General features: G+C 37.5%; 18 protein-coding genes. 14 read left to right on the top strand and 4 right to left on the bottom strand.

Going from position 1 to position 19,031, the window contains the following annotated elements; genetic code table 11:
- Positions 1-2,205 carry a bifunctional 23S rRNA (guanine(2069)-N(7))-methyltransferase RlmK/23S rRNA (guanine(2445)-N(2))-methyltransferase RlmL gene (gene rlmKL, locus AC2G3J_RS11435; protein ID WP_336953105.1) on the bottom strand — a complete coding sequence of 735 codons (2,205 nt, stop codon included), beginning with the start codon at positions 2,203-2,205 and terminating at the stop codon, positions 1-3.
- 189 nt (positions 2,206-2,394) lie between these two features.
- On the opposite strand from rlmKL, the gene AC2G3J_RS11430 reads away from it, so the two are divergent.
- The 8 genes from AC2G3J_RS11430 to AC2G3J_RS11395 all read left to right on the top strand — a co-directional run bounded on the left by AC2G3J_RS11430 (position 2,395) and on the right by AC2G3J_RS11395 (position 10,577).
- Positions 2,395-3,006: a LysE family translocator gene (locus AC2G3J_RS11430; protein WP_419820519.1), complete on the top strand. Its 612-nt coding sequence runs from the start codon at positions 2,395-2,397 to the stop codon at positions 3,004-3,006.
- 347 nt (positions 3,007-3,353) lie between these two features.
- On the top strand, positions 3,354-3,713 hold the full coding sequence (locus AC2G3J_RS11425; protein ID WP_419327392.1) for a hypothetical protein: 360 nt from the start codon (positions 3,354-3,356) through the stop codon (positions 3,711-3,713).
- Positions 3,714-3,826: 113 nt separating this feature from the next.
- On the top strand, positions 3,827-4,420 hold the full coding sequence (locus AC2G3J_RS11420) for a hypothetical protein (protein ID WP_419327393.1): 594 nt from the start codon (positions 3,827-3,829) through the stop codon (positions 4,418-4,420).
- 94 nt (positions 4,421-4,514) lie between these two features.
- On the top strand, positions 4,515-5,531 hold the full coding sequence (locus tag AC2G3J_RS11415) for an aspartate carbamoyltransferase catalytic subunit (protein ID WP_004721095.1): 1,017 nt from the start codon (positions 4,515-4,517) through the stop codon (positions 5,529-5,531).
- A 16-nt stretch (positions 5,532-5,547) separates the two neighbouring features.
- On the top strand, positions 5,548-6,783 hold the full coding sequence (locus tag AC2G3J_RS11410) for a dihydroorotase (protein WP_336953099.1): 1,236 nt from the start codon (positions 5,548-5,550) through the stop codon (positions 6,781-6,783).
- A gap of 193 nt (positions 6,784-6,976) precedes the next feature.
- The gene (locus AC2G3J_RS11405; RefSeq protein WP_336953098.1) at positions 6,977-8,527 is read left to right on the top strand and encodes an OmpA family protein; all 1,551 of its coding nucleotides are present in this window, start codon (positions 6,977-6,979) and stop codon (positions 8,525-8,527) included.
- Positions 8,528-8,671: 144 nt separating this feature from the next.
- Positions 8,672-9,706: a DUF1311 domain-containing protein gene (locus tag AC2G3J_RS11400; protein ID WP_483769996.1), complete on the top strand. Its 1,035-nt coding sequence runs from the start codon at positions 8,672-8,674 to the stop codon at positions 9,704-9,706.
- Positions 9,707-9,797: 91 nt separating this feature from the next.
- On the top strand, positions 9,798-10,577 hold the full coding sequence (locus tag AC2G3J_RS11395; protein WP_483769995.1) for a Rossmann-like and DUF2520 domain-containing protein: 780 nt from the start codon (positions 9,798-9,800) through the stop codon (positions 10,575-10,577).
- A 42-nt stretch (positions 10,578-10,619) separates the two neighbouring features.
- Here the strand turns inward: AC2G3J_RS11395 and AC2G3J_RS11390 are convergent, their stop codons facing one another.
- Both AC2G3J_RS11390 and AC2G3J_RS11385 read right to left on the bottom strand, forming a co-directional pair.
- Positions 10,620-10,778 carry a hypothetical protein gene (locus AC2G3J_RS11390; protein ID WP_004721086.1) on the bottom strand — a complete coding sequence of 53 codons (159 nt, stop codon included), beginning with the start codon at positions 10,776-10,778 and terminating at the stop codon, positions 10,620-10,622.
- Positions 10,779-10,907: 129 nt separating this feature from the next.
- Complete coding sequence (locus AC2G3J_RS11385; protein ID WP_483769994.1) at positions 10,908-12,311, bottom strand: aminotransferase-like domain-containing protein; 1,404 nt, start codon at positions 12,309-12,311, stop codon at positions 10,908-10,910.
- 155 nt (positions 12,312-12,466) lie between these two features.
- On the opposite strand from AC2G3J_RS11385, the gene AC2G3J_RS11380 reads away from it, so the two are divergent.
- Positions 12,467-13,321 (top strand): hypothetical protein, encoded by an 855-nt coding sequence (locus AC2G3J_RS11380; protein ID WP_483769993.1) that lies wholly within the window; start codon positions 12,467-12,469, stop codon positions 13,319-13,321.
- Positions 13,322-13,439: 118 nt separating this feature from the next.
- Here AC2G3J_RS11380 and AC2G3J_RS11375 read toward each other — a convergent pair whose 3' ends face one another.
- Positions 13,440-14,324: a LysR family transcriptional regulator gene (locus tag AC2G3J_RS11375; RefSeq protein ID WP_336953092.1), complete on the bottom strand. Its 885-nt coding sequence runs from the start codon at positions 14,322-14,324 to the stop codon at positions 13,440-13,442.
- A gap of 167 nt (positions 14,325-14,491) precedes the next feature.
- On the opposite strand from AC2G3J_RS11375, the gene AC2G3J_RS11370 reads away from it, so the two are divergent.
- The 5 genes from AC2G3J_RS11370 to AC2G3J_RS11350 are packed head-to-tail and all read left to right on the top strand — an operon-like array spanning position 14,492 to position 18,789.
- Positions 14,492-15,178 carry a hydrolase gene (locus AC2G3J_RS11370; protein WP_004821006.1) on the top strand — a complete coding sequence of 229 codons (687 nt, stop codon included), beginning with the start codon at positions 14,492-14,494 and terminating at the stop codon, positions 15,176-15,178.
- A gap of 39 nt (positions 15,179-15,217) precedes the next feature.
- A complete protein-coding gene (locus AC2G3J_RS11365; RefSeq protein ID WP_419359303.1) occupies positions 15,218-17,092 on the top strand; it encodes an amidohydrolase in 1,875 nt (624 codons plus the stop codon).
- 57 nt (positions 17,093-17,149) lie between these two features.
- Positions 17,150-17,314, top strand: coding sequence for a DUF1427 family protein (locus tag AC2G3J_RS11360; RefSeq protein ID WP_004721074.1), 165 nt, complete (start codon positions 17,150-17,152; stop codon positions 17,312-17,314).
- 38 nt (positions 17,315-17,352) lie between these two features.
- Complete coding sequence (locus AC2G3J_RS11355; RefSeq protein WP_227515068.1) at positions 17,353-18,030, top strand: YoaK family protein; 678 nt, start codon at positions 17,353-17,355, stop codon at positions 18,028-18,030.
- 48 nt (positions 18,031-18,078) lie between these two features.
- A complete protein-coding gene (locus AC2G3J_RS11350; protein ID WP_333665027.1) occupies positions 18,079-18,789 on the top strand; it encodes a YoaK family protein in 711 nt (236 codons plus the stop codon).
- Positions 18,790-19,031 lie beyond the last annotated feature (242 nt).

The following is a 19,031-nucleotide window of genomic DNA, read 5'->3' as shown; positions in this document are numbered from 1 at the left end:
TTAAACAGGAAAGTGTTTAATTTTCCAGGCTCTATGAATTTTTTGATTACGTTTGAAATCTAAGCCAATCGTTTCATTGGTGATCTCCTGTACATCGAACATTGCATCGATTTCTTCATCCATCTCAAAACCACGGTAGTTATTTGAGAAATACAAAGTTCCCTCTGTAGTTAGACGGTTCATTGCACGTTTAAGTAAAGAAATATGGTCACGTTGCACGTCAAAAGTACCGTAGAATTTCTTTGAGTTTGAGAAGGTTGGTGGATCAATAAAAATCATGTCATATTGTTCATGACCTTCTTTTAACCATTCAAAACAATCGCTTGAGAAAAATTGATGCTGTTCATCAGGATGATCAACCGTTAAGCCATTCAAGACAAAGTTTTCTTTAGACCAGTTTAAATAAGTATTGGATAAGTCAACACTTGTGGTACTTGCAGCACCGCCTAAAGCAGCGTGTAGGCTTGCTGTAGAGGTATAACTATATAGGTTAAGGAAATGTTTTCCTTTAGCTTCAGCTGCAATGCGCAGACGCATTTGACGGTGATCTAGGAACAATCCAGTATCCAAATAATCAGTCAAATTGATTAAAATCTTGGCTTTACCTTCTTGAACAATAAAACGTTTAGATGCTGTACTTTGTTTTGCATATTGGGTTTTACCTTCTTGACGGGCACGGGTTTTAATAAAGATCGCATCACGACCTAAACCTGTTACAGCACGTATTGAAGCCAAAGCAAGGTTAAAACGTTTTTTGGCTTTTTCTGGGTCAATGGTTTTTGGTGGTGCATATTCTTGAACATGTAAACGATCACCATACAAATCTACAGCGACATTGAAGTCTGGTAAATCTGCATCATAGAGACGTAAACAGTAAATATTTTCTTTTACAGCCCATTTCTTTAAAGCTTGCATATTTTTTTGCAAGCGATTGGTAAAGTCTTCTGCACCTTCAATTTTTTCAAATTGTTGAGGTTGCCAGTCTGCAAGGAAAGGTTTAACCACTGCAGCAGGCTTAATATCACCAAAACGAATGTAAATTGGTAATTTACCATTCATTAAACGTAAAATTTGTGGATTGTTAAACGCCAATACATCTGCTTGTTCAACAGCAGCTGCGATAACCGCAGCATGCTGATTGGGGAAATTCTTTTGTAGAAGCGCGGATAGGCCCAGATACAAAGCTCGGTTAGAAGCCTTTTCCCCTAAACGCTCACCATATGGTGGGTTGGTGACAATAAATGAAGTTTTTCCTTCTGCTTGGAAATCAGGCCAATCGGCTAAAGTTCGCTCTTCAATTTGAATTTGATCCAGTTGTTGCTCAAATCCAGCAGCAATAATATTTTGTTTGGTTGCTTTTACTGCTTCCCAATCTGCGTCATAGGCATAGAATTTAGGCAAAGGTTGTTCTAAGGCAACTTTATGACGTTCAGCTGCTTCAGCTTTAATCGACATCCATAACTCATGGTCATGTCCATTCCAGCCATTAAAGCCAAAACGGCGTACTAAACCAGGTGCACGATCAGTCAGGATCATCAATGATTCAATAATAAAGGTTCCTGAACCACACATTGGGTCGAGAATAATTTCTGGATTACGTTGTTTAAGCTGTGCTTTTTGTAAGATAGCAGCTGCTAGGTTTTCTTTTATTGGGGCATCTGTCATAAAACGACGATAGCCACGCTTATGTAAAGAATCCCCAGATAAATCTAAACAATAGGTGTGTTCAGTTTTTCCAGCAAGTACATATAGTGTAATTTCAGGCTGTTTAATGTCGATACTTGGACGTTTACCTACAGCTTCCATGAAGGAATCAACCACACCATCTTTGACACGTAAAGTCGCAAACTGTGTATTGACTTTAATATCACGTTCTACATGAAGACGAATCGCGAAAGTACTTTGTGGTGCAAAAATAAGTGACCAATCAAAATTGATCGCACCTTCATAAAGTTCTTCTGCAACGTCACGTGCATCATGGGTAAACTCAAGCTCATGAACATGAATCGGTGTCAGTACACGAGAAGCCAAACGTGACCACATACAAACACGGTATGCATCTTCGAGTTTGCCTTTAAAAATTAAACGCCCAGGAAATTTTTCAATATCTTGAATCCCTAAACCTTGAATTTCTTCTTGCAGTAAGGTTTCTAGTCCATCTGCACAGGTAACCCAATATGTAGAAAGACGTGGTTTCGAATTCATGAATATTTCCAAAGACATTAAAAAAGCAATCGCGTATTTTAGCGTATTTTAATGACGAAAACTTATAGAATGGTCTTTTAAGTCCGAAATTTTATAAAAAGTACTAAATTCAGTTAAAAATTTGGTTTTTTTGCTTGAAATATATTCAAATATCAATATGTAGATAAGATCGAATAAAGAATTTAAAAAATGCTTAGTCTTATTGTTTCAATGTTTATTTTTTCGCTGTCTATGTCGATTTCACCAGGACCTGTGAATTTAACTATTTTAACCAGCAGTATGAATTATGGTGTAAAAGCAACTTTTGCATTTATCTCAGGGGCGACCATTGGTTTTACCTTGTTATTGGCATCGGTCTGTTTTGGTTTATATCAAATGATTGTGGTTTATCCTGTACTTCTTGATGTGATCACGATTTTAGGTACAGTTTTATTGTTGTGGATTGGACTGAATATTCTACGTGCAAAAGGGACATTTATCTCTAGTCAATCCCAAGATGAAGCAAAAATACCGACCTTTATACAAGGTGCGTTAATGCAATGGCTAAATCCCAAAGCATGGATTGCCGCAGTGGCGGGTACAGGGCTATTTTCAACGGGGCATATTCATGCTGTTTTATTGGTTTTTGTAGTGATTTATTTTGTCGTCTGTTATCTATCTTTATTGCTATGGGGGATTGCTGGTGAAAAGTTAGCAAGCTTTTTAAATATAGGAAATCGAGCACGTCTTTTTAATATCGTGATGGGATTGTTATTGATTTTGATTTCATTGGAAATGTGTTGGCGCTATTTTTATCATTAAAATTTGATTTAAAATTCTTTTATTACTGAAATCATTTAAGAACAAGAAAAATTTGCATGCAGTATTACAATTTATATAGATGAATCATCTATGAATAAAGCACACGTGTATTCTTTATTTATGATGATGAGAGCAAATTTCATAACGGAGTAATTTCTAGATCTATCTGACGCTCCGCAATGTGTAGGGCGAGTTCTAGTCGGTAAACTTTTAAATAGAGAATAATGTGTATGCATTATTAATTCATTTTATGGCGTGATTTTGGTACACAATTTGCTTAATTATCCATCGTATTGGCTCAGAAATTTAATTGAATTTTTAATGAATTAATAAATACGGGGATTTCTATGCAAGATCTTAACAACAGCAGATTTATTGCACATGCAGATGCGTTTTCCATTGGGGCATTAATCTTAACGCGATTAAGACGTGTGACAGGGCGCGTTATTGATGTAATGTATTTAGTGGATAATAAAAGCTATGCACAGTATGTGATTGATATGTCATTGGCGACTCAAGATCCAGAATTAAATCGGCATGCCTTGCGCTTACAGCATTTATTAGAACAGGAACAACCAGTTTCTTCTGTGAATACGCTAACCACAACGCAAGTTGAACAAAGCGAGGAAGCATATGTTTCTGGTGCAACAGAAGAAGAAATTTATCAAGCACAAGTTTCACATCACTATATTGGTGCATTGAGATAAGTCGGGCATTAAGCTCTAACTATTGGGTTAGAGCTTGATTGATACAGTGTGATTAAAAATTAAAACTCATATATAGTATTTTTTAAGCTGAGGATAAGCTGTGAGACAATCTCTTGAGTTATACGAAATTAAATGCAGAAATTAGCAAATATTTAAAAAACAACCAAATGATTTACGTGGGTACCGCTGATGAGTCGGAACAACAAACTGAACTGCGATTAAGACACTATGATCAAGCAAAGGCTGCTGTGTTTAACCTGTGGATTGAACAGAAAAAATATAAAGAATTGATCTCTTGTGCGCATGGGCGTTGGTATCCTTATGAGGATTTTACTCTGCCATTGGCACAATATTTTGCTGCTCAACAGGATTTGCCACATTTAAAATTTCTTTGTGAACATGAGATCCGCTTTCGTTTAGAAGATACCTTAAGGTGCTTAAAACGTGTAAAAGAATATGATGTGACATTAAGCAATATAAAAATATTGGAATATCAATTGCATGATTTTGATCCACAAATTTACCATCCAATAGCAGAATTACTTAAATGGCGTAATCAATCCTTGCTGAGAATAGATGCTTATATCAAGCTTTTAAAAGATCAATCAGATATTGATTACATCAATATAATTCAGCAACTTCGAGAAAAATTAATGAACTTAACGCTCAAACTGGCAGACTTAAAGCAGATCAAATTTAAAATTTGATCGCTGACTTTTATGACTATTTGTCCAAAACTTCAACTGCCAAAGAAAAAGAAAATCTGTATAATACGTTAACTTAACCTCTAAGGAATCTCTCATGCACTTGGCGGCATTGCATACACCGAGTCAGATTCAACTCAATAATGACGGAAACTTAAAGCATTTCCTCACCATCGAAGGTCTTTCTAAAGCAACCCTCACCAAAATTCTAGATACAGCCCATTCCTTTATAAATGATCAAAATCAACTGATAACGACACCACTTTTAGAAGGTCGTACAGTGATGAACTTATTCTTTGAAAATTCGACACGTACACGAACTACTTTTGAAGCGGCTGCAAAACGGTTATCTGCAAATGTATTGAACATTGATATTGCACGATCAAGTACTTCAAAAGGGGAAACATTGCGCGATACGCTATGGAACCTCGAAGCGATGGCAGCAGATATTTTTGTTGTACGCCACTCTTCATCAGGCGCAGCGCATTTTATTGCTGAAACAGTTTGTCCGCATGTTGCAATCATCAATGCTGGAGATGGGCGTCATGCTCATCCAACTCAAGCAATGTTAGATATGTTAACCATTCGCCGTGAAACGAAAAAGAATTTTGAAGACATTAGTCTGGCGATTATTGGTGATATTAAGCATTCGCGTGTTGCACGTTCAGATATCGCAGCTTTGCAGACTTTAGGTTGCAAAGATATCCGTGTAATTGCACCAAATACTTTGCTTCCGTGTGGTTTTGACGAATATGGTGAAGGTGTTCGCTTGTTCAATAAAATGGATGAAGGCATTAAAGACTGTGATGTGATCATTACTTTACGTATTCAAAATGAACGTATTGATTCACCAGCTTTGTCGTCACAAGCTGAATTTTACAAAATGTATGGTTTAAATAAAGATCGTCTTGCCATGGCTAAACCCGATTGTATTGTTATGCATCCGGGACCGATGAACCGCGGTGTAGAGATTGATTCTAGTATTGCTGATGGTGCACAGTCGGTAATTTTGCATCAAGTGACCAATGGTATTGCAGTGCGAATGGCTGTTTTGGCTTTGGCAATGCAAGGTCAGTTGCAAGAGAAAGGTTTGTTAGAAGCAATTGCGGTTTAAGGTGAAGGATAAAGTCATGAGTAGTGTAAAAATTGAAAATGTACGTGTCTTAGACCCAATAAAAAAAACTGACACTGTACAAACGGTTTATGTTGAACATGGAAAAATAGTCGAATCATCTGCCAATGTTGTAGATACAATTGACGGACAAGGCAAATGGTTGATACCCACCATGGTGGATTTGTGTGCACGGTTACGCGAGCCAGGTCAGCAACAGCATGGTACCTTGAAGTCAGAAGGTAAAGCCGCACGTGAAAATGGTATTTTGCATGTATTTACCCCACCTGATTCAAAGCCGATCGTGCAAGATAATGGTGCTTTGATTCATGGACTGGTAGAAAAGGCCATGTTAGATGGTGGTATTCATTTACAAGTGATTGGTGCACAAACCCAAGGTTTAAATGGTAAACAACCCGCAAATATGGCAGGTTTAAAAAAGGGGGGGTGTACTGCTGTTTCAAATGCCTATGCTACTTTTAAAGACGATGATGTGGTTCTGCGTACCTTGGAATATGCGGCTGGTTTAGACATGACTGTAGTGTTTTATCCAGAAGAGCACCAGATCGCAAAAGATGGTTGTGTACATGAGGGGTTTATTGCCTCACGTCAGGGATTACCAATGATTCCAGCACTGGCTGAAACAGTTGCTATTGCGAAATACCTATTGATGATTGAAGCGACAAGCGTCAAAGCGCACTTTGGTTTGCTTTCAAGTGGTGCATCTGTAGAGTTGATTAAAATTGCAAAAAACAAAGGTTTGCCAGTGACAGCAGATGTTGCAATGCATCAATTGCATTTAACAGAACACTTAATTGATGGTTTTAACTCTTTGGCACATGTGCGCCCACCATTACGTGCTGAAAAAGATAAAGAATTACTGCGCCAAGGCGTCAAAGACGGTGTGATTGATGCGATTTGTACGCATCATGAACCTTTGAGTGGTTCTGCGAAATTAGCGCCTTTTGCCGAGACTTTACCCGGTATTAGCGCATTTGATACTTATGTCTCTTTTGGGGTTCAATTGGTCCGTGAAGGTTTGTTTGAGCCTTTAGAATGGGTTGAAAAAGTCACGCTCGCTCCTGCAAAAGTGGCCAATATGACGGATCGTTGGGTAAAAGAATCGGGTTGGGCTTTGGTTGATCCAGATTTGGAATGGGTTGTTAACAATGACAGTATTTTATCTCATGGAAAAAATACGCCATTAATCGATCAAAAAATGATTGGTAAAGTGCTCCATACTTTTATTGGCTAAGATGTAAATTTTACATAAGCCTAAAAAAGTAAACAAAAAGCCAGCATAAGCTGGCTTTTCAAATAGATATTGAACACATTGCGCTACAAAAAGCTATTATAACTATTAGAATTTAATCACTAGAATAAAAAACGATCAATAAAATGATTATTAAAGTGACAAATACAACAATGAAATCGGAGTGTCCAAAATTATGAATATTATTGAGCTTTTAAAAGAACGGGTGACCACAAAAGTTTTACAGGGTGATCTTCAGTTTCAAGACGAAAAAATCGGTGCTTTAAGTGCCTTTTACCCCATTCTCCTTTCTGTTTTAAAATCAAAACCTGAACTCATTGACACACTGCAGCAAAATCTAAATCCTCGCTTAAGCGATATTTTCAGTCATCAACCAGAAACGGTCGCGCATTTTTTAGGCTTGGTTGCGGGCAATGCACCAACTCAAGACATTGAAACCACATTAAACCATTCTATTGCTCCAACTTTATCATTGCTTGCAGATCAAGCAGGCTCAGATAGTAAACATGAAATTTTTGATTTTATCAAAGCACAATGGAACAATATTCAGGATGCTTTGCCCGCTTGGGCAACAGGATTATTTGCAACATTAGGCTTAAGTGTAGGTGGTCTTGGTTTCGCAGGCACTACTCAAGCTGCTCCCGTGGCTGAGGCTGTTATCCCCCCTGTAGAGCCTGTGGCACCCACACCTATACAAAGTGTATCTCCAACACCAGTACCCCTTGATACGTCTACAATCACAACAAATTCGATCCAAGATGAACCTAAAAAATCCAATTGGTTATTGCCAATTATTGCTTTGTTGGTGATTGCAGGATTGGCCGCATTGTTATTTAAACAATGCAGTAGCAAACCGCCTGCTGGGGGAGATCCAGTAAGCAGTGGAGCTTCACAAGCTGTTGCTGATTTGCAAGCTGCTGAACTGCAAATTTCTACAGATGTTGAAGGTAAATTAGCAAGTTGTCAGGCACAATCGAGTAGTCAATCTTTATTAGACAGCTTAAAAACCAGTATTGCCTCAGTGTTTGGTCAAACCGATCATTGTCAAGTTACAGCCAGCAGTGCTTATGCCGCTGATTTGCCAGATCAAAATGCTGTAGATCAGGTGTTGGCTAAAATTAAAGGTATTCCAAATATTTCACTGGCTTGGATCGGTGATCAACTTACCATTCAAACACCAAATTTAGCGCAAGCACAAAAATTGGCAGATGAGTTAAAAGCTATTGCTCCTAATCTACATATTTCTGTAGAGCAAACAGCCGATGCAAATGCAGCTGCAACAAGCAGTGCTGCAAATGTAGATACAAGTAATTCACAAGCAGACCAAGCACTTTCAAGCATTCAGGCAGATAAAGCCAATGTAAATGATATTGCCGCTGCATTGAATTTACAGGTGATTAATTTTGCGACAGGTTCTTCTGGTATTCCAGAAGCCAATAAAGCGATTTTGGATAAAGCAGCGAATTTGTTAAAACAACTACCAGATGCAAAACTCGTGGTTAAAGGCTATACCGATAATGTTGGGAATGCGGATTCAAACAAAAAATTATCTGAAAAACGTGCAAAATCGGTTGTGGCATATTTGGTTGAAAAGGGCGTACATACCTCACAGTTAACTGCTGAAGGACATGGTCAAGACAATCCAATTGCAGATAATTCAACCAAAGAAGGGCAATTTAAAAACCGTCGTATTGAGTTTGAAGTACTTGGTGCAACGACACCATAATCTTTTAAAGTGGTATGTTCGGTGCTAAAACAGGCATAAATTGTATAAAAAGCTTCTGAATATCCAGAAGCTTTTTATTTTTTACTCGAAAATTCTTAAATTATTTGGTTAAATGATCCACATAAAAATATGATCGGATAAACAATGAATAAATCATTAAACCCATTATTTATGATTGCTGCGATTTCTACTACCTTGATGCTGTCAGGCTGTGATTACTTCAAAAAGAAAAAAGATGAAGGTAATGCTGAACTTGCAGAGTGGAGCTGTACCAATCAAGATAATATCAATCAAATTCAAAAATATTTGAAAGATGAGTATTTGCGTGAAGTCGCAGACAATATTAAAAATTCTGGTTATGAAGCTGACCAAGCACTACTTCAGAAAATTAACAATGCTTTAAAGTTTGAAGTGAAGAATGTTCGTACGATCACTGAAGACTCTTCTAAAACCAATCAGTTGGAATGTGAAAGTCAGTTAGTGGTTCAATTCCCGAAAGGCTTACAACAGCGTGCTGAAAATTCATATGCAGAATTTGGGCAAGATTGTGAGGATGAATGTGAAGGTGATGGGTATCGCAGCATACGTGAATATATCGAAGCTGGTGAATCTAAATTGGTACTAGCCAATGATCAGTTGAAAGGCAAGTTTAATTATAATGTTGTGAAAACAGACAAAGATGGCTTAACCCTTGATGTGCTTAATCAGGATGCAGTTATTCAAGGGGTAACTTTTGTTACGGTAAAAGCAGTGCAATACGCAGCCTATATGAAAGAAAATAAAGATATGCGTGAACGCGAGCAGGTCAACCAAATTGAAAATGCAGAGCAAACAGCGCTTGCACAAAAAGCCATGGATATCCGTAAAAAAGAGCTAGATGAAGAAAAACTCAAACAAGTCGATCGTTTAAACCAGACTTGGGATAGTTTGAGTGATGAACAAAAAGAACAGTTTAAGCAAGATCAAGCAGAATGGTTTGAAAAACGTGATGTTGATTGTAAAGTCATTTCACAGAAAAGTTTTGGCGATATTCCAGATAGCGAAATTGAAACCTATCAGCAACAACGTCAATATTGGGATGATGCGATGTCTCAGCAAAACAAAGAGATGCAATATACCAAGTGTTTTAATAAACGTACCGCTGAGCGAATTATTTATTTAAACAATGCATTAAATTGATGTAGTTATCAAAATGATCTGAGAGGGATGAATTGATTCATCCCTTTTTTATTGGCATGCTGTAACTATATTTAAAGTTTTAGATGTTGATATGCGTATTAGTATTGTTGGTTCAGGTCGTGTTGCTACACATTTTGCAAAAGCATTGTCAAAACAACATCATATTGTTCAGATTTATAGTCGTGATTTAAACAATGCACAACGCTTAGCCCAGCTGGTGAATGCTCAGGCAATTGATGTTGTGCATTGTATAGAACCTAAAATTGATTTATTGATTATTGCGGTGAGTGACCAAGCCATTGCTCAAGTCATTCAAACGATTCATTCGCAACTTTCGGATGTTTTGATTGTTCATACTTCTGGCAGTACCAATCTCAATATATTGACTGAACACCATGTAAAATCTGGGGTTTTTTATCCCTTACAGACTTTTAGCTTTGAACGTGAAGTGGATTGGCAGAATACCCCTTTGTTTATTGAAACGGTTTTGCAAGAAGATTTGTCTATTTTAACGACGTTAGCAAATAGTCTAAGTAATCAGGTTTATCCCTATAATTCAGCGCAGCGGCTGAGCTTACATCTGGCAGGGGTATTTGCTTGTAATTTTACAAATTATTGTTATGACATGGCTAAACAAGTGGTCGATGCACAGCAGGTCGATTTTAATTTACTGTATCCATTAATTTTGGAAACAGCAAAAAAAGCCACTCAAAATGATCCTGAAACAATGCAGACGGGTCCTGCAAGGCGTGGAGATGTGAATATTTTAAATATGCATCAGCGCATGTTACAGGATATGGGACGGGAAGATCTTAAAGATGCCTATACACTTTTAAGCCAACAGATACAGAAAAAACACTCAATTGATTAAGTGAGTGTTTTATCAATCATATCTTTTGAAATCAATTGAGATTTAGTTTAAAGCAGCGTGATCTGCACCGATTGTGACAATAACACCAATACAAAACAGGCTACAGTAGATAAAAAACCAGATGATCATGCGTTTAAAGGCTTTGTCTGAAATCGAGCTATCAGCATATTGTGGTTTTTTAGGGCTTTTGTCATCATTCATCGCAAAATCTCTTTCTGCTTAATATAGATTCATTATGGATAGAAACGAATTCACACTGTAGATACAAAAAATTAGAAAAAAACTATAACAGATAAGTAAGCAATGATGAATCTGTTATAAAAATTCAGCTTATGTTGCGACTGATTTACCAATAATATGAATCAATTCATTTAATGCATTTTGAATCTTTTCATTCATTTCAAATGAACAATTCATCCGAATAAAGTGATTTTGTTGATTGCTAATATTAAATAAGCTGCTCGGTGCGACACTGACACCGTGTTCTAACATGTGTTGATAGATGTCATTACTATCGACCTGTTCAGGCAATTCAATCCATAAAAAGTACCCGGAAGGATAATAATTGACATGGCATTGCTCAGGTAAATGGGTTTTTAAATAATTAAAATATTGTTTTTTATAGCGTTGTAAGGTGGAACGTAAAGTTTTTAAATGTTTTTCATAATGACGATGAGAGAGATATTCAACCAAGGCATTTTGGATAAATGAGTTGACTGAAAGGGTACTCATAAGTTGAGTGTGCTGAATATGTTCAGAGAATTTCCCTGCATAGACCCAACCGATACGAAAACCTGCACCTAATGTTTTTGAAAAAGAAGAACAATGTAGCACCCAATTTTGTTGATCAAAGTACTTCATCGAGAGGGGTTTTTTTTGATCATAGTAAAGTTCTTCATAGACATCATCTTCAATCAAATAAATCTGATATTGGTTGAGTAACTTAGCCAATTTTAATTTAATTTCATCACTCACAGTAAAGCCAATTGGATTCTGACCATTTAACATCATCAAACACACTTTAATTGGATATTTTAAAATTGCGTGTTCGAATGCATCTAAATCAATGCCATGTTCAGGGTGCTCTGGAATAGTAATTACTTTTAATCCAAGTCGTTCAGCCGCTTGCCATGCACCATAAAAAATCGTCTGTTGTAATAAAATATAGTCCCCAGCTTGCGTAAGTGCTTGCAATGAAAGATTTAATGCATCCAAACCTCCAGAGGTAATCACAATATCAGATGGATCAGTGGGGATGCCTTGCATCGCATATTTCTGTGCAATAATTTTTCTAAGTTGATAATTTCCGGGCGGGAGACTTGGAGTTTGTTCATAGCTACGCCGTTGTCGAGCAAGTTGTCCAAGCGTTTGTATCAGTTTAGCGGAGTAGAGCAACTGGCTATTGGGAAAGGCAGAACCTAAAGGGATAATGTGTTCAGACTGTGTAGATTTCAAATATTTGAAAACAATTGAGTTAATTTCAACTGTTTCATTAATCACATGTAATGTGGTGGGATGATCTGAACTTTGTTCTACCACAAAATACCCTGACTTTTCTTTTGAATAAATCAGGCCTTGCGCTTCGAGCTCTTGATAAGCATTCATCACCGTAATTAGACTTAACCCTGATTGTTGAACCTGTTGGCGTAGTGAGGGTAATTTTTCATGTGCTTTCCACGTCCCATTTTCAATCAATAATTTTAGGCTATGGGTCAGTTGTTCAGATTTATACATAGGTCAATGCAAGTGAGTATTTAAAATAACTATAACAGACGCAATCAGTACAGCTCTATCTGTTATATATTTTTTCTAAAATTTTGTGGCTATATTTCTTTTTGATTTCTTTTCAAAATAGTCGCACGCGATGCTGTATAGAATGAGGCAGGGATATGTTTGTTACGACTCAGTTGAATGTGCTCACACAAGTTTTATTTGAGCATGGTTGCTCTGAAAAGGTGATAGAACAACTCAATCAAAGATTTGTAAACTTAGAAGCAACATTGTTGCGTGCCAAAGTCTTACGTGAATTTTCAAAAAAGAAAAGTACAGCGATTATCCAATCTGCAATTGCTTCAAATGATTTAAGTCTGGCTTATTTGTTTTCACCGTTTATTTTGGCGAATTTAAATCAAACAGTGCTTTACTCAACACTTTTTACGGCACAGGTTCAAGATATTTTAAAACCTTATTATCAGGTTGAAAAAACCATGAACTTGACCAAGGATGATGTCGTTCTAGAAAGTTTAAATCTCTTTTTAGATCTACAAGATCAAACATGGGATGCACAGGAATTTGTTTATTTTCAGTTGTTCAAAGCACTGACTCAGGCAGAAGTTTATCGTATCTTTTTAATTACAGATCAACCGATCAATCCAGATTATTTGTTTGAAATAGAATGTTTTTTTAAGGTTCGAATTTTCTTGGTAAATCCCGAAAATGAGCAAGATGGTCTAAATCTGCAATTAGATCATCATGATAATAAATTAAATATGCAGAAGCTTTTGTTTAAATATAAAGATGATTTTAATGTAGCTTTATGTCGTAAATTTTCAGAAATGAATGCTAAAATTTTAAATTTATCAGGTCTTTATGATCTAGTACAAGCGCAAAACCTAGTCGAAGATATGTTTTATTCTGAGCATATTTATGAAAAACTATCGGTTTATGCTGAATATATGCAGACCCGATTACAGAACAATGTGTTTAGTCCAAAATTCAAATCTGTGTCAAGTTTGCAAGCTTAGATGCTGAGTATTTGCATACACAACGCTTTATTGAAGTGCTTTATGTATTGTATAAAGATACAACATGAGCCGTGAATACTTAGTTCTTAGGTAAAAGTCTGGTCCAAAGCTTTATATTTTAGCGATCAGATAAGTGTTTTTTGAGATGATCTAAAAAGAGCTTCACTTTTTTTGGAATCTTTTGTTGAGATGGCGTAATTGCATAAAAATAAAGTTGCTTTGAATGATAGTCTTCTAAACAACGAACAATTTTTCCAGCATCTTGATCTTTTTTTGCTAAAAAATCGGGTAAAAATATAATGCCTTGATCTTGTTTACAAAAATCTAAAAGGAAATCGCCACTATTGCATGTCAATTTCGGCGTACAGTAAATAGTTTCTTCTTTTTTATTCTTATTCAGCACAATTTTAGTACTTGAATCGGTTTGTGAATACAACAATAGACTGTGCTGTTTTAACTCATCGATTGTATTGGGTACGCCAAATTTTGCAAAATAAGCTGTAGTTGCATAAAAATGTCGATGATAGGTACTAAACAGGTGGGCATTACGCTGATCAATATCTTGACTGATTCTGAGAACAATATCATATTGATCTTCACTGATATTTAAAAACTTATCTGAAAGAAACAAGTCTATTTTGATGTTGGGATACTGTGTCATAAATTTAGAAATGATCTCGGTAAGATGCGCATGTCTAAATGAATGAGGTGCATTGATTCTGAGTTTACCCTCGGGATATTTCTGGTCGTGGGTAAAGTCACTGGTTGCCCATTCAAACTCACTCATAATGACTTTAGAGTGTTGATAAAATTTTTCACCTGAATGAGTTAAATCCATTTTGCGGGTATTGCGGATGAACAGGACCGTATTAAAAATAGTTTCCAAATGGCAAATTCTTTTCGCAACTTGATCTCTAGTAATGTTTAAGTGACGTGATGCACTGCTGAAATTTCCATATTCAACGACACTAATAAAAGTATTGATACAGTCTAATTTATCCATTTAATTTTAAAGTACTCTTCACTTGAATGATTAAAGTAACGCATCATCCTATGCTGATCAATCATTGTATCTTTTTAGGATACAGTTTGTATTTAAAATAGTGTCTAGTGGTTTACGTGTATTTTTGCTTTTATATAAATTCCTTTATAAATGTGTTGCGAATCAAAATGAATAAAGCATTTTTAGAACAACTTACACCTCAAAACTGTCAAATCATCTTTATTGATCAACAACCACAAATGGCTTTTGGCGTACAGTCAATTGATCGTCAAACTTTAAAAAATAATGTGGTGGGATTGGCTAAAGCCGCTCAGGTTTTTAATATTCCAACCACCATTACAACAGTAGAAACAGAAAGTTTTTCAGGGCACACTTTTCCAGAATTATTAAATGTGTTCCCTGAAGCCCCTTTACTCGAAAGAACCTCTATGAACTCATGGGATGACCAAAAGGTTCGTGATGCATTGGCAGCCAATCATCGTAAAAAAATTATCGTATCGGGTTTATGGACTGAAGTTTGCAATATTACATTCGCTTTTGGTGCAATGCTGGAAGGTGATTATGAAATTTATATGGTTGCCGATGCTTCAGGTGGAACTTCAAAAGAAGCACATGATTATGCGATGCAACGGATGATTCAAGCAGGCGTGGTTCCTGTAACCTGGCAACAAGTTTTACTTGAGTGGCAACGTGATTGGGCACATCGTGAAACTTATGATGCAGTGATGGACATTGTGCGTGAACATTCGGGTGCATACGGTATGGGCGTAGATTATGCATATACTATGGTACATAAAGCGCCAGAAAGAACCACAACGCAACATGAAGTTATTGCACCTGTGTCAGCAAAATAAACCTTATGGATATAAATATTCATCTACATGGAGATGATCATGACAGATGTACAGTTAATTCTTAAGAACGGCAAAATTACCACGCTTGACCCGAAACAGCCTGAAGTGGATGCAATTGCGATTGCTGACGGAAAAATGTTTGCCACAGGTGATGAAAATAGTATCATGAAGTTGGCCAACGACTCGACAAAAGTGATTGATTTAAATGGTCGTCGCGTTATTCCCGGTTTAAATGACAGCCATCTCCATATTATCCGTGGCGGGCTTAACTATAATATGGAGTTGCGTTGGGAAGGGGTTCCGACTGTTAAAGATGCTTTAAGCTTACTCAAAGAGCAGGCAGAAAATACGCCAGCACCACAGTGGGTACGTGTTGTCGGTGGGTGGACTGAATTCCAATTCGCAGAAAAGCGTTTACCAACTTTAGCTGAAATCAATAAAGCTGCACCTGATACCCCAGTTTTTATTCTGCATTTATATGCAAGTGCAATGCTGAACAGAGCAGCATTAGATGTCTTAGGTTTTAATAAAGATACTCCTGATCCACCCGGGGGCAGAATAGAACGCAACGAAAAAGGCGAGCCAACAGGTTTATTATTGGCAACGCCTTCTGCTGCAATTTTGTATTCAACACTGGGCAAGGCACCCAAATTACCCGTCGAAGATCAAGTGAATTCTACCCGACATTTTATGCGTGAGTTAAATCGGCTCGGTGTCACTTCTGCGATAGATGCCGGAGGGGGTGGGCAAAACTATCCAGATGATTATGCAGTGATCAATCAATTGCATGAAAAAGATCAAATGACCGTTCGTATTGCTTATAACCTCTTTGCACAAAAAGCTGGTGAAGAGTTAGAAGATTATCAACGATGGACAGAAATGACGTTTCCTGGCGATGGTGATGCATTATTGATGATGAATGGTGCGGGTGAAAACCTGACTTGGTCAGCTGGTGATTTTGAGGATTTTTATGATCCTCGCCCAGATCTTCCAGAAAAAATGGAAACTGAATTAGAAGCTATTGTTGAACATTTGTCTGAGAAGAAATGGCCGTTTCGAATTCACGCCACCTATGATGAAAGCATTAGTCGATTGCTCAATGTTTTTGAACGTGTCAATGGTAAAAAGCCATTTGAAACCCGTTTTATTATTGACCATGCAGAGACGGTTTCAGAAAAAAACATAGAACGGATTGGTGCCCTCGGTGGAGGAATTGCCATTCAACACCGTATGGCGTATCAAGGCGAAATCTTTGTTCAGCGTTATGGTGCCGATGCAGCCAAAGACACGCCTCCGGTAAAAAAAATGCTTGAGTTGGGTGTACCAGTGGGCGCTGGAACAGATGCGACGCGTGTTGCATCATACAATCCTTGGGTCTGTTTGGCATGGTTAACCACAGGTAAAACCGTGGGTGGTTTTACTTTATATGATGAGAAAGACTTACTTGATCGTCAAACAGCGTTAAGACTATGGACCAAAGGATCTGCTTGGTTTTCAGGCGAGCAAAACCATAAAGGCGCTTTAGTCGCAGGGGAACATGCGGACCTAGTTGTACTCTCAGATGACTATCTCACTGTTGAGGGCGATGAAATTCAATTTATTGAATCAGTCATGACGGTGATGGACGGTAAAGTGGTCTATGCGGGTGCCGAATTTAAGCAACAAGATCCACCGATTCCACCCGCATCGCCTGATTGGTCACCAGTCAAGCGATTTGGCGGGCAGTGGCGCCACTCTGAAAATCGTAATGCGCCTTCCTTACAACCCTTACAAAAAGATTCAGCAGTGTGTGCATGTTCTAGCAGCTGTGGCATGCATGGACATTCGCATGCATGGATGCTTGATGTTCCTATCAATGATCAGGATAAAAAATCATTTTGGGGCGCATTAGGCTGTTCTTGTTTTGCTTTTTAAAACCAACCTAAAAAATTCCATCTGGAACTAGGTGGAATTTTATTGGGGGAGAAATTTATGAAAATCTATCTGATCTCTTTGGCCGTTGGGTTGTTGGTTGGCGTGTTGTATTACCTATTAAATGTGAAATCTCCAGCCCCTCCTTTTGTGGCCCTATGCGGTTTATTGGGGATGGTTATTGGCGAACAACTCATGCCAATGATTAAAAACTTATTATCCTAACGATAGGGTGATGCAATAACAGGAGAAAGGGGCAAATGATGCAATTCAGACTAAGTAAGTTATTGAGCTTCAATGCAGGCTATGTCGATACTGCAAGCTTTCTCGCATTGCATGGCTTATTTTCTGCCCACGTGACAGGTAATTTTGTAACATTAGGCGCGGCTTTAGTCTCCGAGAGTCAAACAGGTGCTTGGGCTAAATTGGCAGCACTACCGATGTTCTGTATTACAGTTTTATCGGTCAAATTGTTGGATCAAAAGTTTATCCGACATCAAAACAGTTCATATGCGTTTTTTCTAAAACTGATGTTTTTGCTTTTTAGTATAGTCGCCGTATGTTCCTACTTTTATTTGCCTTTTCCGAAATACGATACCATCATGAGTTTCACTGTAGGCATGTTGTTGGTGGCGGCTATGGCGATTCAAAACGCGATGCACCGTATCCATTGGACGAAAGAATCACCAACAACCGTGATGACGGGTGCTACAACACAATTGATGTTAAATATTGCTGAGCTTTTTTCCAAACCTTCTCAGGAAAAAAGACTGCAAATTCGACAGAGTATTGTTGCAATTTTTCCAACCATGTTGAGTTTTGCACTGGGATGCGCAGTTGCCGCAATCGTATATAAATTTGCACTACTGTGGTTATTTTTGCTTCCCCCAGTTTTATTGCTGATGATTTACATCAATCGGGATAACTATAAAAAAGCTTAGGTTTTGACAGGTCCTAATTCTAATTAATTATTGAATGACGAGTAGAACATGGAAAATATACAAACGACGCCGCCGAGTGGGTTTTGGAAAACATGTCGAGATCCTTTGTTATTGACAATTGTGGGTGGCGCAATTGATACCATTGGCTTTATCGCACTGTTTGGTTTTTTTACTGCGCATGTCACAGGAAACTTAGTCTTAGCTGGTGCTGCTTGGGTCAAAGGTGGGCCTGGGATTTGGATTAAGCTTGGGGCAATTCCCTTATTTATTCTGACTGTTGCCATCACCAAATATTGGATTGATCGTAGTGTACAAAAACATACCACCTTAAGTTATTTATTTTTGGGGGAAGCAATTTTTTTAATTGGGTTTATGCTTGCGGGTTTATATTTTGAACCGTTTAAAGATGCCAATAGTGTCACTGTCGCAATTACAGGTGGTTTAGGGCTGATCGCCTTAGCTATTCGTAACACTTCAAGTAAAACCTTAATTAAACATATTAGTCCGAGCACCATGATGACGGGAAATACAACACAGTTAGGTATAGATATTTCTAATTATTTAAGAGATCGGAACCATAGCAATATGCAAAAATTACAGCACAGTTTCAGCATTGTGGTGGGTTTTGTGATTGGCGCATTTTTAGGTGCTTTTTTATATGTGTATCTAGATTTCTGGAGTGTCGCTTTCTTTGTGGCACCCGTGTTGTATCTGTCTTATCTCGCAGCCCAGCAAAGATTTGTCCAACCAAGCCAGTGACTCAATGATGAATAAACGTCAATGAGTAATCATGCTTGATGGAGTTTTGTCATAATTATTGTGACCACGTAGGTGCTTAAAAATTCCCTAAAATATTTATTGGAACAATCGTCTTTTAGTTAAATCAAGCCTTGATTGATTTAACTCGCATTCATCATTCACATTTTTGAGAAATCCAAAAATTAAACCATGTTTTGTCGAATAGCAAAACCAGCATCTGTCATTTATTTAAATTATGGACT

The organism is Acinetobacter legionensis, from assembly GCF_057165765.1.
Note: the sequence above shows the minus strand (reverse complement) of the source record. Positions and strands in the feature narration are given on the sequence as shown.